Raw genomic sequence first — 25,175 nt, 5'->3', positions numbered from 1 at the left:
TTTAATTCTATGGTGTTAAAATGGGTTTTTTCGATAAGTTGAAAAATGCACTTGAATCAGGAAATAAATCTCATGATAAGAGGGAATCTCAAAAGAATGAAGCGATTTCAGATAATCCAAGAGGAGATTCTCTTTCAGATAATAAAAATAGGAATTCTCTTCCAGATAATCAAAATAGAAATTCTTCAGATAACAATAATGTTCGAAATTTCAAATATCTGGATGATCTAATCCATAGCGGCCAAAAGGATATTGTTCTGGATTGCGATATTGTTCTAGCTGATAGTGAAATTGAATCTTACAAAAGAGGAATAGATATCGGCGGGAGTAATATAACCCTTGATGGGAATGGACATGTGGTGGATGGAAGAAATAAGGCGGAAATATTTAAGGTTTCATCTAAAAACCTTGCCATTAAAAATCTTAGAATTGAAAATGGATATAGTGAGCTTGATTCAATCATAGATGTGTTTTCAAAAGGCGAGTTGCATTTATCCAATTGCAGCTTTTTTAAAAATTCCAATGAGTCCCATAGGATATTTGGCGATAATCTGGTTTGTATAGGAAGCATAATACGAAATATGGGGGAGCTGACCATTCACCATTGCCATATAAGAAACAACTCTTCCAGGGGACAGGGAGGAACCATTAAAAATACTGGAACCCTTAATATATCCGATTCAATTTTTGAATATAATCTCTCTTTAGAGGACGGGGGAGCAATCTTTAATGAAGGTTTGCTCAAGCTTTCAGACTCAAGATTTGAATTCAATCACTCCAATAAACGGGGAGGTGCAATCCACAATGAATTCAATGGAGAGACAATTATTGAAAATAGCTCCTTTGATAAAAATGGAGGCCGCAAATCAGCTAATGACATTTCAAACAGATTCAATCTTGTTTTAAAGGATATGCATTCAGATTTGAAAATAGATAATGAATGGACTGTTTTTATTGAAAAGGGAAAATCCTTTGATATTGATAATAAGGGAGGTATAATCGAATTTGCTCCATTAAATAATGATGAGAAAAGTTTTACTTTCCTAAAGGAATTATTGGATGGAAATGACTCCCAAATAGATTTGATGCATGATATAAAGTTAGACATAGCCAATGACGAGCAATTGTACTTTCCAGATGGAATAAACTTTAATCGGGACAATCTCATTTTTAATGGAAATGGCCATACTATTGATGCATTAAGAATGAGAAACATTTTCACCTTGGCAGGTAATGATATTATATTTAGAAACGTTAATTTGGAAAATGGATTCTCAAAACTCTCCAATGGTGCTGCAATAAGCATGAAAGAAGGATTTCTTAAAATATATGAAGTGGAGTTTAGGGATAATGCAGCATATAATGGAGGTGCAATCTCAATTAAGGATGCATCGGTTTCAATTGACAGTTCAATATTTAGGCATAACGCTGCAAATGCCATAAAATTTGAAACTGGAGGAGGTGCAATATATAATGAAAATGGCTCCCTTTCCATAATCGATACCCTATTTATAAGTAATTCATCTCTTTGGGGAGAAGGTGGAGCTATTTTAAATAAGAGCGGTGCATTGTCATTGAATAACTGTGATTTCACTGATAATCGTTCTGTAAAAAATGGTAATGATATAAGCAATTATGATAGCTTAAGAATCTGCAAATGCAGTTTTGAAAGTGATAAAGCTAATAATTCCAATTCAGATAGTGGTGAAATAACTAATTCCAATTTAGGCAGTAAAATAAACAATTCCAATTCAGACAGTGGTGAAATTAGCATTTTCAATAATAACCTCTCCAAGTTATATGATTCCAATTTCAACCATTCAATCATCATAAACAAGGGCCTTTTAAAGATAGATAAGGACTTCCCAATCAAAAGTGCCCAAATAAAAAATTCCGGAAAGCTAAAGGCTTATAACTTTAATGATAAGCAAATTGAAGGCATTGATATAAATAATGAGGATGGAGGCAAGCTGGTTTTTGTAATAGATGGGGTGGAAGTTTTAAATACAGTGGAAATTAGCCAAAAGTGGATTGAAATTAAGATATTTATAAGCTCCACCTTTAAGGATATGCATTCCGAAAGGGATTATCTCATTACTGAAGTCTTCCCTGAGCTAAGCAAATGGTGTAAGGAAAGGAGGATATTGCTTACTGAAGTGGATTTGAGATGGGGTATCACACGTGAGGATAGCAGATCAGGCAATTCAATAAATATCTGCCTCCAGTATATTGATAAGTGCAGGCCTTTCTTTATATGCTTCCTTGGACAGCGCAGAGGTCGAATTCCAGAAAAAGGAGAAAGAAAGGTTACTGAAGAAACATTTATAAATTTCCCAAAGGTTTCAAATCTTGTTGGACATCTGTCAGTTACCGAAATGGAGATAGAGCATGCCACAACATTGCCTTTATTCAAGCTTTTGGAAAATGATTTTGATAATGAGCATGCAAAAAGGGCACTGTTCTTCTTGCGTGAGAACCCATTTGAAGATGTAGATCTCTCCCCTGCCCAAAGGGACATCTATTTGAATAGAAAGCCTGAAGATGATGAGAAGCTTTCCCAACTGAAGGACTTGATAAGGGAGAAATGCATATTCTTTGATTATTCCTGCATTTGGGATGAGAATATGGAGCTTTATGAATTGTCATCCTCAAAGGGAGGGCTCACTGATTTCACCTGTAATGGCAGACCCCTTTCCGAGGTCATTATCGCCGAGGTTAAAAAGCAGATTGAAAATGAGTTTCCAGATTATAAGCCTGTTAAAACAGATGATATCTTCCTAGATGATGCAATGCTTCAGAACTTGGAGATAATGTCCATATCACACGATTTTGTAGGAAAGCAAAAGGAAATCGATTATATTAATGAATTCATCGAATCAGACAATGAAAGATTGCTTCTAGTTAAGGGAGCAGAGGGCATTGGTAAAAACACCCTTCTTTCTAGGGTACATGCCCTATTGAATGAAAAGGGAATATCTTCAATAATGAGGATATCAAATGCAACAGCAAAAAGCAATTCCTCTTCCAATTTGTCCTTAAGCATTGGAAGTGAAATAGGTCTTTTCAATGGAGAGGAGGCATTATATAAAGGAGTTAAACATGCCCTTGATGATGAGTTCCTTAAGCAGTTAAGCGATAGTGGAGTGAGAGTTCTAATTATTTCCAATGCAGATAAGCTAAATGACCGTTTGGTCTTTAATGAGATTCCAGACAATCTCCATATCATACTCTCTTGCGGTGAAAGCTATGAAATTGCCATTCTTCATAAGGAGTTGATCATTGAAGGATTTGAAGATATCTCTGAAAGGGAGCAATTAATCAACGAATACCTTAATCATATCCTAAAGAACTTGAATCAGGCACAGAAGGAATTGATAATATCAAATCCCGCTTCAAAGTCTCCATTATTCCTTAAGATACTCTTGAATGAGCTTAAAAACTTCGGTTCCTATGAGAATTTAGTTGAAAAGATTGAAGGATTCGGAGATTCCACATTAAGCGCTTTTGAGGAACTGCTTCGCGCACTTGAAAATGATGCAAGCTTTGCAAATGGCTTTGCTAGAGACACATTGCTTTTGCTCATCTATTCAAAACATGGGTTGAATGAAGAGGAATTGGTCTTTGGGCTTGAATCATTAAGCCATATTGATGCAAGATCAAAGCTAAGGCTATTCCTCTATAGAATGGGCGATTATATCCTTGCCATTGAGGATAGGTACTTCATCAAGTTTGATGAGTTTAAAAAGGCTATCCTTGGCTTATATGGTGATTGTGAGCAAAGGATAAGGGAAATATTGGTTGAAATATATAAGAATAACATTCTAAAATCTCCAGATTCACTTGCAAACGGAAGCGATGAGATATTGTATAATCTAGAACTCCTAAAGGATTATGATGGAATAATGAATGTTTTAAATGATGATAGATTGATTAACGGCATTCATCCTAGTTGCATTTTCCTTGGATATAAATATGGAAAGTTCTATGGACCTAGCAAAGAGTATTTGGGCTTTACAATGATAGACTCTAAAGATAAGTTTGAGTTCTTTAGCCAAATTGCGTTAGTCCTTGCTAAAAAGAGTGCCGATTCATTGAAGTATGCAATGAAAGCATATCCTCACCCTCACACTCAATGGCCGCGTAAATTCAGAAATGAGAATGACAGCGAGAGCTTTATGAAATATCAGGATGCCTTTTATGCCATTCCTATGTTTATAGAAGCTGCCTGCAGATATGCCAATAAGGCAATTAAGGATGAAGAGGATTTGGATAAATTAAGGGAGTTTAAATCTGAATTTGATAAAAGGATAAATGGTGTAGACTCATTTTTGAATTATATGTCTAATTTTGGCAGCAGTCAATTGGATTTGGGATATAAGGTTGAAGCCTTGGCAGATGATGCAATATTTTCATTGGATAATTTAAACGAGTATTATAATGGTGGGGTTAGTGAAAAGTAGTGTCATTTCTTTTATTTAAATTTTATTTAGTTATAAGTATCTGTATTTCTTTATTTAAATTTTATTTAGTGAAAAGTAGTGTTATTTCTTTTATTGCAGGAGGCAGCATAACCCTCTCTAATTCCTAATCACTCAAAATGCTGTATCAAGTGAATATGTGGGATCTATTTTTATTTGGGGCAATCTGAACATTGTCGAAATGAATTTATGGATTAAAAGGGATAATCTCCCTTTTCCCTATATTCCTTTTTTAGCCAGGCTTTGAAAATGGAATCATATATCTGATATTTATTATTATCCATTTCAATCAACATTTTATTCTGCAGTGTTTTTAAGGAACTGCCAATTGCACCGCTAGTTACTTGTAATTTATTTGCTATTTCAATTCTTTTTAATGGTCCTTCGATTAGGGCAATGACGATTCTTTGTTCTTGATTGCTTAATTTATACCATTCGCTTGATAAATGAATTACCAAATAAGGCAGGGACTTGTCAAATTCAGAGTTTACCTTTTCTTCATTTAATTCTATATTTGGAGGGAGCAATCTTGCAAAACTATTTACATAATATAGATTGCCTTTGGTGCAATGGTAAAATCTTTCAAAACCCTCTTCTGTAAAATTAAGATAATCTGCCTTTTCATTCAAATAGTTTTTTGTTGTTTCATAAGAAAATCTTTTTATTTCATAATTCAATATTCTCCCGCCAAAGGCACCTTTTTGACCTGCAATGTCTGCAATCAAATCATCTTTAAGGCTCATGCTTCCTGAGAATATATAACCTATGTTTTTTTGTGATTGAATAATGCTTCTGATGTACCATAAGAACCCATTCACATCTTCATCGAGTTGTTTTAAGATTTGAAATTCATCCATAAATATTAAAACTCCATTTATCTCGTCTTTAAAATCATCATATATCATTTGAGGCAAATCCATTACAAAACCTGCAAATTTGGAATAGTCCTCTTCCGTTGTGATGATTGGAATTGGAATTTTTTCAAATGATGATATTTTGTCTATTTTGAAATTACGGGTTTTTATGTATTTCAAGATTTGCGTATTTATGGATAAGATATTTGATTCCTTGTATGCATTTATAATGGATTCATAGAATAATTTCATAAAACAAAAGCGGTCTAGGGAATCTTTTTTATATTTATTCATTCCAGATAATTCCATATAAACAACTATATATCCATCTTTTTGGAAATCTTTTTTTAATTTTTTCATCAATGCAGTTTTTCCTACGCCTCTAATGCCTGTAAGGAGTATTGTTGGGGTGGATCCCTTTTTAGTTAATTCTAAATTCTCAGAAATAAATGAAATTTCTTCTGCTCTATTGTAAAACTGTGAATCATCTAAATCATTATCGTTTCCTAATGGTAAAGTTCCCATAATTTCACCTTATTAATATGTTAAAACACATATTATTTAAATGTAATGTATTTTGCATTATAATGGATTTTTTATTATAATGGGAAAAACACACTTTGCATTATGTAATGGTATTTTTTATTATAATGGGAAAAACACACTTTGCATTATGTATTCTAATCTCATGATAAAAATTAATTCAAACACATTGCAATATAATTTCCAAATAATCTTATTTTATTCTAATTTTTCTTATTTTTGCCTTATTCCTTTTTAATTTTAAATTTAAGATATTCTATTTTTCTAAAAATAATCATTGACCAAAGCAAATGCTTTATTCGATTTATATAAGTTTTAAAATATATGTATATTTGTTAATATTTCGATTGGCTAATTTAGTTAAAATAAAAAAATAGTTATTTTAATTGGTTATTTGATTGGATTATTAATAAAATTATTTGATTGGTTTTATTAATTGAATATTTGGCTATTTGACGAATTTCACTTGGAATTATGATTTAAAATTAATCATAGTTGATAAGTTAAATTATTAAAATTAATCTGGATCTATTTAAGATTAAAATTTGTCTCTAAGTTAATATCCATTAATATTGCTTATTAAATTGCAAAGAAAAATAATTTTTAAATATTTTTATTGATAATAAAAGGAGGTGAAAGTATCAATTTTAAAAATATGCGTGACAGATTATTCAATCATTTTAATGAAAATATGGCACCAAGAAAATTATTTATTGTAGACCGTGATTGGGAAGAACTATGGAACATGTATCTAGACGGATTTCCAAGAGAAATGAACCCAATCTATCGTGAAAGAAGAGAACTGGATTGTAGTGCATGCCGCAGCTTTTTTAAAAGAATGGCAAATGTTGTAGCACTTGATGAAGACACTGGTGATTTTATTTCATTATTTGCTGGTGAAACCAATGGAGAAAAAGAAGTATTCCGTGCTTTAGACGAATATGTCAAATCCGCAAAGATTAAGGACGTATTTATGAGCGACACTCAAAGGGTAGGAATCGAAAGCAATCATGAAATGCTTGATAGCGGAAGCGTCCATACTTGGTACCATTTCTATGTGGATGTGCCAAGTGAATATGTTGGAAACTTAAGCCAGAAGGCAATCTATAGAAATAACAGAATTGTCCTAGAAAACAGTACCCAAAGAATCTCTCAAGATGCTGTAGACACTGTATTAGAGCTTATCGCATCTAACAGCCTATATCGTGGAGACCAATGGGAAGACGCTTTAAAAAGTTTTAAGGACTACTTAAAGGAATATGAAGCAAACGACATGGATGAAGATTTATTCTACTGGATTAAAAGCATTGAGCTTGGATCATTACTTGTTAGAATCAAAAACCACAGTATTGGAGTTCTTTTAATGGACGTAACCCAAGGAGTGCCATTAGATGAAGCTGTCTCAAACTATGAAAGAATTGTAGCACCTACCAATTATCAAAGACCAAAGCCAATCTTTTCTAAAAGAATGCTAGAGGACGCACAAGAGAAGATCAATGAATTAGGTTTTGGAGAGTCAATCTACAGACGCTATGCTAATATGGCAGACTTAAGCATTAATGATGTTCTATTTGCAAACAGGGATTACACCAGTGAGATTCAAGACAATCAGAATTTCTTTGACAAGCTAAAAGAGCTAACTGTTAACAGGGCTCGTAACTTTGATAAGGTTCAGGAGATCTCACTAGAGGACTTTGTTGAAAGCATCCTTCCTACTGCTCTTGAAGTTGAACTATACCTATCATATGACTTAAGCAATAATTTCATGTCTTTAATCGCACCGGTCAATAGGGACGCTCCATCAATGTTTAAATGGGACAATCCTTTCAGCTGGGCTTATAAAAACAACATTGCAGACAGCCTTATGAAAGAGAGAGTAAAGGCTTTAGGTGGAGACGTTGATGTAGATTTAAGATTTACCATCCAATGGAATGACAATGAATGGGACAAAAACGATTTAGACGCTCATTGTACCACTCCTGAAGGGGAGGAAATCTACTTCAGCCATATGAGAAGCTCAAAAACCGGAGGATGGCTGGATGTTGATATCATCAACCCTGAAAAGAATGTACCTGCTGTTGAAAACATTCAATTTAAAGACAGAAATCAGATGATTCCTGGAGATTACCTATTCCGTGTCCATCAATACACCTACCGTGGTGGAGATGACGGATTTAAGGCAGAGATTGAATTTGACGGAAGGATCTTTAACTTCATCTATCCAATGAGACTGTATCAAAATGAATATGTCGATGTTGCAAAAGTGAGCTTAGGTGAGGATGGAAACTTCACTTTAAATAGCTTTTTAGACAATCAAACCGCTAGCGCTAAAGAATGGAACTTAAACTACAACAGATTCGTTCCAGTAAGCCTGATTTGCTACAGCCCTAACTACTGGGGAGACAATGCTGTAGGTAATAAGCATATCTTCTTTATCCTAAAGGACTGTTTAAATGACGGAAGACCAAACCCATGGTTTAACGAATACTTAGTTAGCGAATTAAGGGACCATCGTAAGGTAACTGAAGCTTTAGCAACTATTGCAAAAGTGGAAGAGTCTGATGAGCAGCTAAGCGGTATTGGTTTCTCATTCACTCAAAAGAATAAGGTCACTTTAAAGGTCAAATCTGAAAACATTGAAAGAGTGTTTAATGTTGTTATTGGATAGATAGCGACATTTTAGTTATTGAAAGAGTGTTTAATTTGTTATTGGATAGGATTTTAGCTATTTTGGTTATAATCATCTAATAACTCTTTTAACTCTTTTATTTTATCATTTGACTAGTGTTTATACGAATTATTTTAATCAATTAATTTTATTTATCCTTAGAAAAATCAATCGAGGAGATGATTATGGACAATATGTGGATTGAAGCATTAAAAAACAAATATAGATTTGAATTCAAGGGTCTAATCAATGTTGAAGACTTATTCGATTTAAAGTTAGAGGACCTTGACTACATCTATAAGAATTTAAAAAGAGACGAAAATGACTTACAAGTTGATTCTCTATTAGATGCTAATAAAAATCCTTTAAAAGGAGAATTAGACTGCAAGATCAATATTGTAAAAAGCATTTTCCAAATGAAAGTCGCTGAGATTGAAAAAGCAAAAATTGCTATGGCTAATAAGGCTCAAAAGGAAAAGATCTTAGCAATTATTGAAAACAAACAAGATCAAGAATTATCTGAAAAATCTATTGAAGAATTAAGAAAAAATCTACGATGATTTAGATAAAATCTAAAAATTATTTATTTTTAAATCATTGAGGGTAATCATGCTAATTTAGCATGATTATCATTTTTCTCTTGATTTATTGATTTTAAAGAGAAATTATTAATTTTTAATCTTTATATCTTTTTTTTTATTTTATTTAATTTTTAATTTTTATTTTAATTTTTAACTTTTTACTAATTTACATAAATTTATTTAATTCAATGTTTAAACTATTATAAGAGAAAAATATCTTTAAGAGTTAATGTATTTTTAAATGAAGTGAAACTATGAAATTAATGTTTGTTTGTACTGGAAACACTTGTAGAAGTGTTATGGCAGAATATTTATTTAAAACCATGATTAGTGGAGATATAGAAATATCCTCCGCAGGGATTATGGCAAAAGACGGCAGTTCCCCTTCATTGAATACTATTGATGTCTGCAAAAAGCATGGTTTGGATGTATCTAATCATAAGGCCACTAATGTTAAGAGGTCAAATATCAAGGATATGGATTTGGTATTGACTTTAGAGGAGTCTCATAGAAACACCTTATTGAATATGTATCCTAATCTTTCCATCTATACAATCAAGGAATTTAATGATGTTGATTATGTTTATGATATAGAAGACCCTTATAATCAAAGTTTGGAGGTTTATGAAGCCACTTTCAATGAAATCAAGGAGTCTTTAGAAAAGATTGATCCAGATAAGCTTTTAAGCTATGGCTTTAATGTAGAAAAGGATTAAATAATCTAATATGGTTTTTAATTAGCTTTTAATTCTTTTAATTAACTTTTAATATTTTAATTATGTATTAAACTCTTTTAAATAAATTTTAAAGGAAAACTCTTTTATTAACTATTTTTTAAAAAAGATTATCAGGTATTCTAAATTCGAAATAAATTATTATAATAAGTATTTTGATAAAATGATAGCAAACAGCCCTAAAGAAATTAAATCCAGATTAATTGAAATCTATAATGAAGAATTATTAAATCTTAACATATTCATTAAGAATAGAGATGAACTTAAAGGGAATAAGGATTTAAGATATCTTCTTTTAGAGAGAATCAAGGAGGAATTTGATTATTTGGATGATGAGGAACTTTTTATTCTTTTATCATTTTATCAAACCATCCCTTCATTTTATAGAAAAACTTTTAATAAGATTCTTGAAGCATCTATTGATAAAAATTATATTGAAATTCAAGATGAATTATTGAAACTTGTTGAAATCATTAAAGAAGAAATATCAAATATAGATGGGGCAATTGAAGAGCAAAATCTAAAGATTGAGGAAAAACTCCTAAAGAGTTTATATTCTAAAGACAATCAAAATGGAGAAAATTCAGATATTAATCATTTGAACGAAGGAAAAAGCTTAGATATCAATAATCTAACTGATGAGGAAATACTTGAACTATACAACATTAGCGATGAGGAATTTTCTCAATTGCAGGACTATTATGAATGGGAAATATTTGAAAGTGATTTTCTAAATGAAGAAATCTTAGAGGATTATGATGAATCTGCCTTTCTGGATATAGCCTATAATCATAAGGATGCAGAGGTTCGAGGGTTTGCTTTAGGCATGGTTTTAAAACCATATGTTTGGCTTGATTTTCTATTTAATGATCCAGATTTATTTGTTCGAAAGTCTGCTTTATTTTATCTTTTTAAAGAAAGATATTTAAACGATATTGAAGACATTGATTATTTGGGCAAAATTCCTATTGAAATAGATTTTAATTTGGATTATAGCGACGCAATCGATGATTTTAAAATCGATGAGTCTCTTTTTAATAGGCATGACAAGATCATCATTAGTGAAATTTCAATTAAGGATGATGATCTTATTGTAAAGACAGACCCTAAAAACTCATATGAACATGCTGTAAGCAAGATAAGAAGTCAAGACGCCTTAAAGGCAATCGCAAATTATCATAATCAATGGTCTGTACGCTATATTGCTGTAAATAAGATAACAGACATTGATTATTTATATGATATTGCATTAAATGGTTTTAATAAGGATGCAAAGCCTAGACATGGAATATTATATTATCCTGGGGAGATTAGTGAAGGAGATGTATTGAAATCCCTATTAAATAGACTTTTAAGATTGAAGAACTTATCTGATGAAGATTCACAAAGCTTCCTAAAGGAGCTTTTTTATAAGTCAAAGGATAGCATAATAAAAAGATATTGCTTATCAAAGATAGAAGATGATGTATTTTTAGTGAATTTAGCAAACACTGAAGCAAACCCAAGCTTTGCAAGAGTTTGCTTGGATACGATTAAGGATGAGGATTACTTGATTCTCCTTTCCATTGCAATAATAACAAACCCTAGGTTCAAAGGAAAAAATCAAGATTTATATGACGGGCTCTGTGAGGGAGGTATTGGGGATGAAGATAGTTTCATAAGGGAGTCTCAATTTGATGAAATAGATTATCACAATATCCGGGCCTATGCCTCTAAGATTCTTATTGCATTGCCTAGAAAAACTCTAAATGAGACTCTTGAAAGCTTTAGTTTAAAATTAGATATTCCCAATCTAAAGGAACATAGAGTTTTTAAGCCTATAATTAATAAAAGGATTACAGATATTTTAGGAGATCTTGCTAAAATTGATGAAAGTCCTTTAGTTCGCTCTATTGCAGTTTTAGGTCTTGAAGATACCAATGATTTGATGTCTATTGCTTTAGATGATGAGGATGATAAAGTCTCATTTAATGCTATAAAAAAGTTAAATGATGATAATTTCATTGAATATTACTTAAAAGAAACCAATAGGAAAGCATATTATTTAGTTGAAGGAAATCTAGTAAAAGACCAATCCCTTTTAAAGAAAATTGCACTAAATGATTCATGGGGACCTACACGCAGTGAAGCTGTAAGAAACATCAAAGATGAGGATTTATTGATAGGCATTGCAAAAAATGACCCTGAAGCAATTGTTAGAAGGGAGGCCGTACTAAAAATAAAAAATCAGTCTGCTTTGATTGATATTGCATATGAAGATGAGGATGATTTAGTAAGGGATTTTGCAATCTCAAATATTGATGATGAGGATGTTTTGGAGGATTTAATCTATAAAAATGAAGATTCAAATATATTAAGAACAATCTTGTCCAAATTGGATAATGAGGAAATAATTAAGGACTTTGCTTATAATCATCCAAGAGGGATTGTAAGGAATGCAGCAATCTCAAATATTGATGACAATCGTGTTTTGGTGGATATTGCAAAAACAGATGAAGATTGGACGGTTCGACGAAATATTATTGCTCGCCTAGTTGGAAAGTTCATTAAAAGCAGTGTTGATGTTTATGAGGATAAATATTTAAATCATTTAAAAAGAAGGGAATATTATAATTCTTTGATTAAAGGAGATAATGAGAAGTTTAAATCTGAAAATAAGGTAAAATCTAGTGAAAATGAGAAAAATGAATATGCAGATGCAAGTTCAATAGTTCTATATGAAGATGATGAACCATACACACTTCAAGATCTTTTAGTTGACAGGGCACTTAATGATGAATCAGAAAAGGTTCGTGCATTTGTTGTTTCTTATATTGATGATGAATATTTCTTATTTTACATTGTAAGCAATGATAAAAGCATCAAAGTTCAATTATCTGCCATTGATGGAATAAAAAGAAATGAGCTATTGGCCAAAATATTTATCAAAAGCAAGAATCATCATGTATATAGAAAAGCCATTTCCCGGATAAGATATGAATATATTCTTTTAAAATTGGTTTGTTTGAAGAATTATTATGGGGAGCTTTGGCCTAAAAGGCAAATGGCTGAAGCTAGAATGGAAGAATTAGGATTTAAGTCTCCTTTAATAAAGAAAGAGGATAATAGAAAAAATAAATTCTTCAGGCCTATATTTGATATAAGGGATTATCAAAGAGATCTTGAACTTTTAGATCGTTTGGATAAGGAATATAAAAATCGTAGTAATAATTCAGATGATTCTGATGGTTCTTCCGATGATTTTCAATTTAAACGAATTGTTTTTTAAAAATTAGTAATATGAATTATTTATAAAATTAGTAATATGAGTCATTTTATAAAATTAGCACTAGGAATATTTTTAATTCTTGTAAAAAAAGAGAAAAAAATCATGAAAAATTCTATTTCATGATTTATTTTTTTAATTTATTTTTTTAACTTGTTTTATTTTAACTATTTGATGTTTAGACACTTTTTATTTCTTTTAGACTAATACAACAATTAGTTACTATTTTTAGCTATACAGTAATTACTTTTGCCAAATTCTCAGGCTTATCCGGGTCATGCTACTTTTTCTAAAGTCACATAATAAGCTAACAATTGGAGAGGAACTGTATAGACAAGAGGTGCAATGGTCTCACTGACTTTTGAATTGACTGTAAAGACATCTCTTGATTTGCATTCTGCTTTCGCATCTCCTTCAGCACATATTGATAGGATAATTGCCTTTCTTGCCTTAACTTCCTCCAGATTTACCATAGTGTCCTCATAATCACTGCCTGGAGGTAGAATCACAATCACTGGAATCTTATGGTTGATTAAGGCTAAAGGGCCGTGCTTCAATTCTCCTGATGCATAGCCTTCTGCATGAATAAGAGAGATTTCCTTTAATTTCAATGCACCTTCTAAGGCAATAGGATAAGAGAATCCTCTTCCAAGGTAGAATAAGTCATCTGCAAAGCTGTATCTTTTAGATAGAACCTCGATTTCAGATGATTTTTTCAACACTTCCCTAATGTAACCTGGAACATTATACAATTCATTGATCAATTTTTCATCATTTGCCAAAAGACCTGCAAACAGATAGATTGCAGTAAGCTGTGCTATATATGTTTTGGTTGCAGCAACTCCCTTTTCAGGGCCTGCTTGAGTGATTATTGTATATTTGGCTTCCTCTGTCATTGAAGAGCCTATATTGTTGACGATTGCAAGGGTTGGTGAAGTTTCCTTTGCAATTCTTAAAGCATTCATGCTGTCTAAGGTTTCTCCTGACTGTGAAATGAAAACAACCAAAGTGTCCTTATCTAATGTGTCTGCAGTGTACTTGAACTCAGAAGCAAGAACCACATCTGTTTTTATCTTAGCCAGATGTTGAAGCAGATATTTTCCAGTTAAGGATGCATGGTATGAGGTTCCGCATGCTACAAAGCAGATGTTTTTAATATCTCCAAGGTCATCAACGATTCTTTGGATATTCTCCCTTTCACCTAAAGTGAATTCCACAGCATCTGGCTGCTCTAGGATTTCCTTAATCATATAGTAAGGGTGGTCTCCTTTGCTTGCCATTTGAGCGGTCCATGGAATCACTAGAATCTCCTTTTCAATCTCATTGCCATCCTCATCATGAACATGGACTCCATCTTCATCCAATATGACCATTTCCCCTTCAGCTGGAAGAATGATCTTTCTGGTGTAGTTTATGATTGCCGGTATGTCTGATGATATGAAGTAGGCATCATCTGATATTCCAATCTTCAATGGTGATTGGTATCTTGTAGCTAGAATCTTATTGCTTTCTTCTTTTGAGATTACTGCAATTGCATATGAGCCGTCAAGCCTTTCTATGGTCTTTCTAAATGCATGTTCAAGGTCAAGCCCTTCATTCATATATTTTCTGATTAGATGAGGAATCACTTCAGTGTCTGTTGTGGATTTGAATTTGAATCCATCTGCTATAAGCTCTCCCTTAAGTTCGTCATAGTTTTTCAGTGATCCGTTGTGAACAACTGCAATGCTGTCGGATTCATCCAATTGGGGATGTGCGTTCTCCTTGCTTGCAATTCCAGTGGATGGCCATCTTACATGAGCTATTCCAAAGTTTCCAGGCATGTCGGCCAAGTCTAGCTTTTCATCCACTTCAGGGATTTTTCCCTTGTCCTTTTTTACGTGGATGCTGCCGTCAAAAGTAGCTATTCCAACTGAATCATATCCTCTATAGTCAAGGTTTTCCACACATTCAAGTAAAATGGGAGCTACAGACTTTTGCTTATCTTTAAGTATGCATCCTACGATTCCACACATTTTATCATCTCCTTTGGGACTATTAAGCTTTTTTCTAATCTATTGCTCAATTAGACTTTTTTTAGTTTTGTTTTATTCTATAAGTTATTCATATTATTTAAAATTGACTATATTTTCTTAATTTAGCCCCTTTTTTAAAATTTATATATTTTTTAAAACAAAATATTATTTATAATATTAGTTTTGTGAATTTATAACTTGAATAAAGCACTTCCTTTATTCAATTTAAATAAGCATAAAAATAAATTTTTAATAGGTCTAGAGAAAAGTTTACGATTTTGAAATATTTAAGCAATAATCTCTAGGCATTTAAAATTAGAAAACTATAATTTATTTAAAAATCGAAAGGAGGAATCTAAATGGGATTTAAAGAAGACAATAAAGACAAATACCTAGACCCTTTTAAAAGAGTCACTGTTGATGTCGGAAGCTCTTTTAATAGGATAAACGTTTCAGCAGATGTAATTGGAAACAGAATCCGCATAACTGTGCCAAAGGACAAGAGTGGTAATTTAACTGGAACTATTGTAGAGAATATTGCTTTGGAAAATTCCACTTGGATTTTTGAGCCTGTTGCCGATGAGATAATGGAAGATCGCATCGACCGTAAGCTCTCTCCTAGAAAATATATGGATTTATCTAAATTTGATTTTGAAAGGGGATTTTTGCCAAAGGAAATATTGGATGATTTGGTATATCCAATTAATTACAGAAAGGATTATTCTCCATTTGCAAAGAAGGTATTGGAGCATCCAAACGATGAGATTCGTAAGATTGCCCTTGGATATATCGATGATGAGGATGTTTTGGCATCCATTATTCTTTTCAGCAAGGATAAGGATCTTTCCTTATTTGTTCTAGAACATATTAAGGATAAGTCTATTCTATTAGATATTGTCAGAAATGATTTCAATTACTATTATTTCACTGGAGCAGTGGATATTTTCTATGATATGGATAAATTGCCTTTAAAGCTCTTTGATTTAGATATTCGTAAGGCTGCTTTAGAAAGGATAGATGATAAAGAGCTTTTATTTGACCTTGCCTTTGACTGTGAGGAATGGTTTAAGCCTATTGATATGATCAAAGACAATAATCTTTTAAGTAAAAAAGAGTTGGATAGTCTGAATTTATATGCTCAAAACAGAGAGATTCGTGAAATCATTAAAAGTAGGTTAAAAAATGAGTTATAGACTTAAATATTTTATTTAAGTAAGATTTAGACTTAAAATATCTTAAATCTTTTTATTTTTTTAATTTAAAACTTTTTCTTTTTTTATTTTTTTAATTTAAAACTTTTTCTTTTTTTATTTTTTTATTTATAAAATCAGTTTAATTGTTATATTTTATTTTTTTCTTTTTTTTAATTTTAAAGTCTTAGAACTTAAATTTTTATTAATTCAAGCTCTAAAACTTAGATTTTTACTTATTAAGACTTAGAAATAATCTTTTTTTATTCAATCTCCAAGACTTTAAATAAGACATCATCATAAAGACTCATGTCCTTTTTCTCTTTTTTAGGATAGTGATCCTTGATGTTTTTCACAGTATCATCTATCCAAATGCTTAGGCGATCAATCAGCTCTTCATCCAATTCATTCTTGCATAATGATTTGTAATAGTCAATAAGTGTATTTATATCACTTTTCAAATCATCATTAATCTCACTGTCTTCCATCAGCTCAAAAATGCTTATTGAAGAATCTTTGCCTAAATCTGCACTTTTCCAAGCAAGGATGCAACGAATACAATATAAATAACGTTTAGTAGATTTTCTATCCATTTCTTCTCTATCCAAGGCTTCTTTCCATACATTAAATGCTATGCTTGCATAATGGTACTTTAAAACATCCTTATCGAAGTCTGGCAGTTCATTTAGAAAGTCGCAATTTCCCATATAGACAATCGGGCTTTTAATCCATTCCCTTAGGTTTGGATTGTCCTTATAATGGAGGCTTAAAGTCTTTTTTAATGTCCCATCCCACTATGTCATAATCGTCGATTGTAATGTCTAAGGCATCTTTATTGTTTTTTAGGGAGATGTAGTCTTTGATCGGTCTTTTAAATATGAATCTAATGTCGTAATCTGATTCCTCATTGCTGAATCCCCATGCGCGAGATCCTGATTCAATGGCATATAGGATTTCAATGTTATTTTCCTTTTCAATCTCTTTTAAGGTTTGAATAATTTCTTCCATTCTTTACCTCCCTTTTAGTTTTAAGAAATTTCTATATTCTTCTTTTAATTTTTATTCTGTTTTAATTTGTTTATTTTTTTAAAAATCATGCAAAATTAATAAATTTCTATCGCTATATCTACATTTATAATTAACAAATATATAATATTTTCATATCTTTTGATTAAATTAAATATTGACTTCATTAAATGGCTAGTTGTTTGGTTTACTATACATTTCATATAGTAAACTTTTAATTATTTTATAGCCAAAAATCAATCACATTTTGATATTTTTGTGTAATGTTTTAAAAAATTCAATAATTTTATATTTTTTACAAGTTTTTTAAAAATTCCTATAATTTTTTCATTATTTTAAAAATCATAGTTTTTATAGCTTTAAAATAGATTAATTTTTTCAAATATAAAAAACTATTAGTTCTAAAGTTTTTTAAAGCAATAAGAGAACTTTCGGAATAAAAATAATTAATCCAACAATCGCAGATGCAATTGCAATTACAAGAACAGCTCCTGCAGAGACATCCTTAGCAATTCTGGCTAAGTCATTGTCCTTATCAACAGTCATTTCTCTGGTGTAGTCTATAGCATTTTCAATGGCAGTGTTTATCATTTCAGCACTTATTACAAGTGCAAATAGGATTATGCAAATTATCCATTCTGTTCTGCTAATCTTTAAAAGAAATCCGGCTATTATAACAAGCATCATAACAATCATTTGGATTTTCAGGTTTCTCTCATCTTTAATAGAAACTGCAATTCCATTTAATGCATATCTAAAACTGTCTATCATGCTATGGTTTCTCAAGATATCACCTTTTCCTTTGTTTGTTTTTAAAAAAATAATTTTAATATATTCTTTCTAATAACGACTATTTAATCTAAATAAAGTGAAGACTTTAGTCAATTTATATAGCTTAATAAATAAATCTTTAAATGAAAGTAATGTGATGTTTTTTTTTTAATATAATGACAATAATCTCTAAAAATTTTATCTAAGTAAATGAGGTGATAGAATGAATGATAAACTTATAGAATTGCCAAATTATGGTCGCTTGATGGTTGTAAGCGATTTGCATGGTAATTTAAATGACTATGAAAAGTATATTGACCTTTGGGATTGCCAAGATCCTGATTTTCATATTGTCTTTCTTGGAGACCTAATTCATTCCCCTTACTTTAATGATAAGTCTGTAGAGCTGTTGGATGATGTAATCGAAAAGGATAAGAAATATTCCAATTTTCATGTATTGCTCGGAAATCATGAATGGGCTCATATTGTTCATAGGGACATATTCAAAAATGGAGAAAACATTAGGGAGGATTTCGAATACTTGATATCCTATAAGAAAGGTACTATAGAGCCAGCCATTACAGAATATATCAGATTCTTTAAATCCATGCCTTTCTTTGTAAAAACTGAAAATGGCCTTTTCTTATCCCATGCAGGGCCTTCAAGAAAGGTAAAGTCAATCGAAGACTTTAATGGCATTTTTGATGGAGATTATCATAATCCTATTTTAGATGATTTCTTATGGCTTCGCCCAAAAAGAAACCTTTATGGACGTAGAAACATATTGACTGACAGTAATTTGTATGATGAGGGAGACATCTTCAATTTCCTAAATATTGTGGGAGCAAACTGCATGGTGGTAGGTCATAGTCCTGTAGATGGCTATAAGCAGTATGGAAATCAATTGATAATCTCTTCCAGCTTTCAAACTGAGGACAAGGTTTATTTGGATATTGATTTGTCTAAAGAAATCAAACACATGAGGGATTTATTGGACTGCATTAGGTATTTTGACTGATTAAATTCTTTCTTCTTTTCTTTTATTTATTTATTTTTTTATTTTTTGCAATTCTTTTTTTTCCTTTTTTTTATTTATTTACTTATTTTTCTCAATTCTTTTTTTTATTGCTCAATTTTAATTAATTTGGGACACTTTAGATTTGCCTATTTCATTTCATTAAACAAAAATAATTTTTACCCAATTATTAATTAAAATAGTATTCATAATGATATAAAATTATTTAAGTGATTATTAAAAGAAGTTTATATAACTAAACATTTTAATAAAATAAATAATTTTCACAATAATCTATTCAATTCCTATTTGGTGATAAAATGGAAGGGGAACAAAATAACTTAAGACCTTATATTGAGGATTTCTTTAGAGATTTGCAATTATATGACGATTACAAGAATGGTCATCACTATAAAGACCTTTTAGAAGGAAGCATTATTCTTTTTTTAGAAAAGGAAAACACATATACCGCCTATGAAATCTATGAAAACTTTTTCATGATCTATCAAATCACAGATGAGGACAAGTCCCATGGGCATAAGACTGAAAGCATAGACATCAGCGAGTCCAATTCATTATTGAAACTGGTCAATGTAATGAAGGACTATGAAGAGAATACAGGGGATTTGATTGAAAAGCAGAGGGATCATTTCATCCATTCAGTAAACGTATTCATCCTTGGTTTGGCCATTTATGCAAGCAATCATAAATATAGGAATGCATTTGAGGCTTATGTGACAGACAGTCCATATAAGAAATACTATAAGACTGCTGATGGTGAATTTTCCGCAGAGGAGTTCCTATACCGTTGGGGAATAGCTTCCCTTTTCCATGATATCGGCTATCCTGTTGAAATCATTGGAAAGCAGTTATCCAAATTTATAAACGACAGCAGCCAATCAATATCTCAAAAATATAAGGTCAATACAGCTGTCAACTTTAAGAATTTCAATGAATTGAATTCCATCATAAAGCTAGACCCTAAATTCCCAATAATCTATAGGATGGACTATCCTGAAACCAATTTCATTGATGTATACAAGCCAACAAACCTTATGGCTCATCAGATTTTTACTGATTTGTATGTGGATTCTGATATTAGGGCCATTGACGAGTTTGATGAGTTGAATGAATATCTATATAAGTTGGTTGTCCATTTGGATGGCTTTGTGGATTATATGACATCAAACAATTTCATTGACCACGGCTTCTTTTCATCTATCTTTGTATTGAACTCCTATGGAGCCATTATGCAGAAACATTATCTCAATGATGATGAGGAAAAATTCGACTATTATATAAATAAATATGCTTATTTCTTTTATCCTGTCTTAAACAGCGCAACTTCCATATTGCTTCATAATTATTTTAGAGGAACCTTAAATGAGAAGGAAAGCAAGACTGATGAGTTTAATCTAGGCAAATTGGAACCTATGCAAAACCCATTAGCTTTTCTTTTGATTTTCTGTGACGAACTTCAAGAATGGAACCGCAGGCCAATTGGACTAAAGGACAAGGCTAAAAACCATGTCCATGATATTAAAATCAATATTAATGAGAATCAGGTCTTAGTTGATTATATCGTTAAAAACAGTGCATTAGGTCTTAATTTCTCTGAAAATAAGGAGGAATTAATTAATAATCTTTTGGATGTTACATCAATATTCTCCAATGGTTTGAAAGTAAACATAACTCCTTATTTGGATGAGAAGTATCCTTTAGAGGACATTTCATTATCTGAAGTTGAGACTCCAAGGATATTGCTCCGCCATGTTGAGGAGATTGCACGTGCAAGCCATAACAGATATAATGAAATCGGAAAGGCCCATGGCAATCCTGATGAGCCTTATGAGTCATTAAGTCCTAAGAGGAAGCTCTCCAGCATAAGACAGACTAAGGAGTTTCCTATGAAGCTGAATCTCATTGGATGTGAGATGGTCTCAGAAAATGATCCTAGAGATGAATATTCCCTTAGCGATGATGAGCTTGATTTCCTTGCAGAAAGGGAGCATGAGGCTTGGTGCAGAGAAAAAAGGAATGTAGGTTACATTTCCCATCATGATGCATTCAAAAGAGGTCTTATCGATGATGCAGAATATGACCGACTATGCAGAACAAATGAGGAAGGCTGCGAGACCAATAAGCATAATAAGATAGAATCTCCAGAGAGAAACCTTTATGTTCATTCAAATATTATTCCTTATGACGAACTCAATCAATATTCTAAGAATAAGGATAGAAGGCCGTTTGAAGACCTTCCAGATAATTTGAAATTGATTAAGAACAATCCTTTAAAGATTGTTGAAAACAGATATAAGTTGTTTACAGTTGCCATGCATAATGAATATATGGATTATATTGCAGGCAAGAAAGAAGTTCCTGAGTTTAAGGACTTGCCATTTGAATTGCAGCAGATAAATTATAAGCAAACCTATCTCATTGCAAAATACCTAAATGAAATCGGCTATGAAATTGTTGAAAAGGATGATGAGAGACCTGCTGTAACTAAGTTTGAGAACAATAAGGAAACTGGCTATTTGGCTGGAAGAGAGCATAATGCTTGGTATTTAAGAAAATTGAATGATGGTTGCACTAATGGTAAGAATAAGGATGGAACAGACAATCCTAGGATAAATCCTTGGGATGAATTGGATTACAGTTTGAAAAAGCCTAATATGAATACCTTTAAGAAATTGCCTAAACTTTGTTTGAAAGCTGATTTGAAGATTATTAAAAATAAATAGTCTTTAAATCTGATTATTACTTTGTGGATTTATTTTTTCCACTATTTTTATTTTTAGATTATTATTTTGTGGATTTATTTTTTCCACTATTTTTATTTTTAGATTATTTTTTGTAGATTTATTTTATACATATTTTTTTTAAAACGGAGATATTAATATGGTTAATGATGAAAAAAGTTTAAGTCGTATGAGTAAAACAGATTACTACCTTGCAATTGCATTTGCAGTATCAAAAAGAAGCACATGCTTAAAGAGACATTATGGTGCTGTAATAGTCAACAATGATGAGATAATAAGCACTGGATACAATGGAAATCCAAGGGGAGAGGAAAACTGCTGTGACAGAGGATCCTGTAAAAGAATGGACGTTCCTTCTAATTCTGGAGACTATTCTGACTGCTTTTCAGTTCATGCAGAGCAGAATGCAATGATCAGCGCAAGCAGAAATGAAATGATTGGAGCAACCATTTATCTTGCTGGTGAAATGTTTAAGGACGATTCTTGGTTCGAAATAGAAGATGCAGAACCTTGTCCAATATGCTTCAGGATGATTAAGAACTCTGGAGTTAAAAAAATAGTAAGTAAGGGAGTAGTTATTGATTTATAATATTCCCTCTCTTTTTTTATAGTATTTTAAGAACTTATTTATTGGATGAATCAAGTAAAAAAGAATAATTACGTATAATAATGGGTTAATCAAGTAAAAAATAGAATAATTGTTTAATAATGGGTTAATCAAGTAAAAAATAGAATAATTGTTTAATAATGGGTTAATCAAATAAAAAAGAAAAATAAATAGATTATAATTTAAAATAAATCATAATCTATATTCAGTTTCATCCCATTCTTCATTTGTAGCTGGCAAATGAGTAAATAATGCAGTTAATCCAAGCAGAATTACAGTAAGTATTCCAAATACAATCAATTGATCAGTAGAACCATCATTGATTGTATCCAATACTCCACCAATCCATACAATCGTTATGAACAACGGCAAAATATATTTTACTATAACCACCCACCATTTGCCTAATTTTATGGTTTTGCTTCGCTCATTCAAGATTGGAATGATGTTTTCGCATTTGAATATCCATGCAAAGACTATGCATTCAAGTATCACTCCAAATAGAATTGCTATTTGGTTGATATATGCATCAACATATCCAAGCAAGGTTCCTCCATAAGCTGTAGCATACATCATTGAAAGGACTGCCCCTATCAGGCAAAGAACGGTCATGGTCTTTTTACGGGACCAAGTGAACTTATTCTGTATGCTGAAAGACAATGGCTCAATAGTTGATAGGATGCTTGTAAGCCCTGCAAGATAGACTGTTATGAAGAATAAAGGTCCGATTACATATGCATATTGTCCCAATACGTTTAAGACTGTAGGATATGCTACAAACACCAATCCTGTACCTTGAGTTACAAGGTCTGCCACCGCTGTTCCGCTTTGAAGGGACATATATCCAAGAATGGAAAAGACTCCCAATGCACAGAAGTTTTCAAAGGCGCAATTTGCAAATGTAATGGCCAGTGTATTTGTAATAATGTCTCCTTCCTTTCCTGTATAGCTTGCATATGTAAATGCAATGCTCATTCCCAGGCTAAGGGAGAATATTATCTGGCCGAATGCCGCCATCCATATGTTGAAGTCTAAAAGCAAGTTCCAATCCGGTGAAAAGAGTTCATTCAATCCAATCATTGCGCCAGGCAAGGTCAATGAAAACAATACAATCACAATCATGATTATAAAAAGCAAAGGCACAAGAATCTTGCTCACCCTTCCAAGGCCCTCTTCCAAGTCCTTATGGGAAATGTACCAAACGATTCCCCAGCTTATAAGCATTACAATTGCAATGACTGGAATAAAGTTTGTTATTCCGCTGACAGATTCGCTTGACTGGAGCAATGTGCTTGCAAAGAATGTGTTTGGATCTGCTCCCCATCCCTTAAAGAAGCTTAATATCACATAGATTCCATCCCATCCCAGTATGCATGAATAGTATATCATGATGATGAATACTGAGGTAGGAAGCAGCCATCCTAGATATTCTGCTTTGGAGCTAATCTTGCGAATGGCCTTTGGAAAGGATGATTTGAAATTATATCCAACGCCATATTCCAATATTAAAAATGGAATTCCCATCAATAGTATGGCAACGATATATGGGATGTAGAATGCCCCTCCACCGTTGCTGTATAATACATACGGGTATCTCCATATGTTTCCAAGTCCGACAGCAGAACCTACCATCGCAAGAACAAATGATAGATTGCTGCCCCATTCATTTTTATCACTCATAATAAATCACTAATAATCTTTATAAAACATTATCTCAATTGATTCATCTTTTATCTTAAATCAATTTGTTTGATTGAGTTTATTTTATCAATTTTGAATGTTTTCTTATTCCTTGATTGATTTTACATTAAAACAATCCCTATTAAACATTCATTTTAAAAATTCAATTGATATATTTATTTTTCATTTTATGCTATAAAAACTATACTATGTTACATAATTAACATTAAGTGAATTTATTAAAAATTAGTAAAATATTATTAAAATAAACTACATAAATAAAATTGAAATTGATTTATAAGAAAATAATATTCAATCTATTAATTGATTAAATTAATTAAAATCATTGATTTTTTTAATTTAAATCTACTAAATGGTTTCAAGGTGCTGATTTTGAAAATTAAGAAAAGATATTTTTTAAAGAAGAAGAAAGTAAAGGAAATTAAAAGCGAACTTGGAGATTACGGATCATTTATAAATAATAAGGACACTCTTGAAATGCTTGAGGCAGAGGATTATAACTTTATTCTTGTAAATGGAGAGCCTTATATTATTATAATTAATGACAAGCCATATCCTACCTTAAAGGCTGCCTTAAATATGGAATTGGACAGCAAGGTTGTTGTTGTGGATATGGGTGCAGTCAGATTTGTAACAAAAGGGGCAGATATAATGAGTCCGGGAATTGTGGATGCAGATGAGTCCATCGTTCCAGATGACATTGTCATTATCGTTGAAGAGACTCATAACAAGCCTTTGGCTATTGGAATCAGTCTTATAACTGGGCCTGAAATGGTTGAAAACAGTGAAGGAAAGGCTATTAAGTCAATTCATTATGTTGGAGATGCCATTTGGAATCTTGAGGTCTGATTTTAGATTTTATTTTTTGGAGATGCCATTTGGAATCTTGAGGTCTAATCTTCAGTTTCAATCGTTAATTTTCATTATTTTTTTGATATTTTATTTTTATATTTGAATTAAGAGTA

Annotated in this window: 15 protein-coding genes and 1 pseudogene; 10 read left to right on the top strand and 6 right to left on the bottom strand. The window is 31.7% G+C overall.

Annotation, left to right across the window (positions count from 1 at the left end; genetic code table 11):
• The first annotated feature begins 20 nt into the window (after positions 1-20).
• Positions 21-4,460 carry a DUF4062 domain-containing protein gene (locus tag MRU_RS06495; RefSeq protein ID WP_012956098.1) on the top strand — a complete coding sequence of 1,480 codons (4,440 nt, stop codon included), beginning with the start codon at positions 21-23 and terminating at the stop codon, positions 4,458-4,460.
• A gap of 212 nt (positions 4,461-4,672) precedes the next feature.
• Here the strand turns inward: MRU_RS06495 and MRU_RS06490 are convergent, their stop codons facing one another.
• Positions 4,673-5,857: an AAA family ATPase gene (locus MRU_RS06490; protein WP_012956097.1), complete on the bottom strand. Its 1,185-nt coding sequence runs from the start codon at positions 5,855-5,857 to the stop codon at positions 4,673-4,675.
• Between the two features lie 709 nt (positions 5,858-6,566).
• Between MRU_RS06490 and MRU_RS06485 the strand changes: the two genes are divergently transcribed.
• The 4 genes from MRU_RS06485 (at position 6,567) to MRU_RS06470 (ending at position 13,126) form a co-directional block, all read left to right on the top strand.
• Positions 6,567-8,543 carry a hypothetical protein gene (locus tag MRU_RS06485; protein ID WP_143714320.1) on the top strand — a complete coding sequence of 659 codons (1,977 nt, stop codon included), beginning with the start codon at positions 6,567-6,569 and terminating at the stop codon, positions 8,541-8,543.
• 185 nt (positions 8,544-8,728) lie between these two features.
• Positions 8,729-9,103, top strand: coding sequence for a hypothetical protein (locus MRU_RS06480; protein WP_048812452.1), 375 nt, complete (start codon positions 8,729-8,731; stop codon positions 9,101-9,103).
• Positions 9,104-9,378: 275 nt separating this feature from the next.
• Positions 9,379-9,840, top strand: a complete 462-nt coding sequence (locus tag MRU_RS06475; RefSeq protein WP_012956094.1) for a low molecular weight protein arginine phosphatase — start codon at positions 9,379-9,381, stop codon at positions 9,838-9,840.
• 181 nt (positions 9,841-10,021) lie between these two features.
• A complete protein-coding gene (locus MRU_RS06470; protein ID WP_012956093.1) occupies positions 10,022-13,126 on the top strand; it encodes a HEAT repeat domain-containing protein in 3,105 nt (1,034 codons plus the stop codon).
• A 229-nt stretch (positions 13,127-13,355) separates the two neighbouring features.
• Here MRU_RS06470 and glmS read toward each other — a convergent pair.
• A pseudogene (glmS, locus tag MRU_RS06465) lies at positions 13,356-15,138 on the bottom strand (glutamine--fructose-6-phosphate transaminase (isomerizing)).
• A 359-nt stretch (positions 15,139-15,497) separates the two neighbouring features.
• On the opposite strand from glmS, the gene MRU_RS06460 reads away from it, so the two are divergent.
• Positions 15,498-16,331, top strand: a complete 834-nt coding sequence (locus MRU_RS06460) for a hypothetical protein (protein ID WP_012956091.1) — start codon at positions 15,498-15,500, stop codon at positions 16,329-16,331.
• 260 nt (positions 16,332-16,591) lie between these two features.
• Here the strand turns inward: MRU_RS06460 and MRU_RS12165 are convergent, their stop codons facing one another.
• The 3 genes from MRU_RS12165 to MRU_RS06445 all read right to left on the bottom strand — a co-directional run bounded on the left by MRU_RS12165 (position 16,592) and on the right by MRU_RS06445 (position 18,140).
• Positions 16,592-17,056 (bottom strand): nucleotidyltransferase domain-containing protein, encoded by a 465-nt coding sequence (locus MRU_RS12165; protein ID WP_265101249.1) that lies wholly within the window; start codon positions 17,054-17,056, stop codon positions 16,592-16,594.
• Between the two features lie 25 nt (positions 17,057-17,081).
• Positions 17,082-17,336: a DNA polymerase beta superfamily protein gene (locus tag MRU_RS12160; protein WP_012956089.1), complete on the bottom strand. Its 255-nt coding sequence runs from the start codon at positions 17,334-17,336 to the stop codon at positions 17,082-17,084.
• A gap of 429 nt (positions 17,337-17,765) precedes the next feature.
• The gene (locus MRU_RS06445) at positions 17,766-18,140 is read right to left on the bottom strand and encodes a diacylglycerol kinase family protein (protein WP_227717031.1); all 375 of its coding nucleotides are present in this window, start codon (positions 18,138-18,140) and stop codon (positions 17,766-17,768) included.
• A 208-nt stretch (positions 18,141-18,348) separates the two neighbouring features.
• Here MRU_RS06445 and MRU_RS06440 point away from each other — a divergent pair, with 208 nt between their 5' ends.
• The 3 genes from MRU_RS06440 (at position 18,349) to MRU_RS06430 (ending at position 22,491) form a co-directional block, all read left to right on the top strand.
• The gene (locus MRU_RS06440; protein ID WP_012956087.1) at positions 18,349-19,143 is read left to right on the top strand and encodes a metallophosphoesterase; all 795 of its coding nucleotides are present in this window, start codon (positions 18,349-18,351) and stop codon (positions 19,141-19,143) included.
• A gap of 317 nt (positions 19,144-19,460) precedes the next feature.
• Entirely contained in the window at positions 19,461-21,884 is a 2,424-nt protein-coding gene (locus MRU_RS06435; RefSeq protein ID WP_012956086.1) for a hypothetical protein, read from the top strand.
• Positions 21,885-22,041: 157 nt separating this feature from the next.
• Entirely contained in the window at positions 22,042-22,491 is a 450-nt protein-coding gene (locus MRU_RS06430; RefSeq protein WP_012956085.1) for a dCMP deaminase family protein, read from the top strand.
• Positions 22,492-22,701: 210 nt separating this feature from the next.
• Here MRU_RS06430 and MRU_RS06425 read toward each other — a convergent pair whose 3' ends face one another.
• Positions 22,702-24,189 carry a sodium-dependent transporter gene (locus tag MRU_RS06425; protein ID WP_012956084.1) on the bottom strand — a complete coding sequence of 496 codons (1,488 nt, stop codon included), beginning with the start codon at positions 24,187-24,189 and terminating at the stop codon, positions 22,702-22,704.
• A gap of 387 nt (positions 24,190-24,576) precedes the next feature.
• On the opposite strand from MRU_RS06425, the gene MRU_RS06420 reads away from it, so the two are divergent.
• Positions 24,577-25,059 carry an RNA-binding protein gene (locus tag MRU_RS06420; protein WP_083777672.1) on the top strand — a complete coding sequence of 161 codons (483 nt, stop codon included), beginning with the start codon at positions 24,577-24,579 and terminating at the stop codon, positions 25,057-25,059.
• Positions 25,060-25,175 lie beyond the last annotated feature (116 nt).

The organism is Methanobrevibacter ruminantium M1, from assembly GCF_000024185.1.
GTDB lineage: Archaea > Methanobacteriota > Methanobacteria > Methanobacteriales > Methanobacteriaceae > Methanobrevibacter > Methanobrevibacter ruminantium.
The sequence above is the reverse complement of the archived record's forward strand: the minus strand, read 5'-3'. Positions and strand labels throughout refer to the sequence as shown.

Bases quoted from the DNA above. Each gene is read 5' to 3' on its own strand.
- MRU_RS06485 (WP_143714320.1), top strand. From the start codon at position 6,567: ATGGCACCAAGAAAATTATTTATTGTAGACCGTGATTGGGAAGAACTA.
- MRU_RS06435 (WP_012956086.1), top strand. From the start codon at position 19,461: ATGGAAGGGGAACAAAATAACTTAAGACCTTATATTGAGGATTTCTTT.
- MRU_RS06440 (WP_012956087.1), top strand. From the start codon at position 18,349: ATGAATGATAAACTTATAGAATTGCCAAATTATGGTCGCTTGATGGTT.
- MRU_RS06490 (WP_012956097.1), bottom strand. From the start codon at position 5,857: ATGGGAACTTTACCATTAGGAAACGATAATGATTTAGATGATTCACAG.
- MRU_RS06475 (WP_012956094.1), top strand. From the start codon at position 9,379: ATGAAATTAATGTTTGTTTGTACTGGAAACACTTGTAGAAGTGTTATG.
- MRU_RS06425 (WP_012956084.1), bottom strand. From the start codon at position 24,189: ATGAGTGATAAAAATGAATGGGGCAGCAATCTATCATTTGTTCTTGCG.
- MRU_RS06460 (WP_012956091.1), top strand. From the start codon at position 15,498: ATGGGATTTAAAGAAGACAATAAAGACAAATACCTAGACCCTTTTAAA.
- MRU_RS06430 (WP_012956085.1), top strand. From the start codon at position 22,042: ATGGTTAATGATGAAAAAAGTTTAAGTCGTATGAGTAAAACAGATTAC.
- MRU_RS06470 (WP_012956093.1), top strand. From the start codon at position 10,022: ATGATAGCAAACAGCCCTAAAGAAATTAAATCCAGATTAATTGAAATC.
- MRU_RS12160 (WP_012956089.1), bottom strand. From the start codon at position 17,336: ATGGAAGAAATTATTCAAACCTTAAAAGAGATTGAAAAGGAAAATAAC.
- MRU_RS06495 (WP_012956098.1), top strand. From the start codon at position 21: ATGGGTTTTTTCGATAAGTTGAAAAATGCACTTGAATCAGGAAATAAA.
- MRU_RS06480 (WP_048812452.1), top strand. From the start codon at position 8,729: ATGGACAATATGTGGATTGAAGCATTAAAAAACAAATATAGATTTGAA.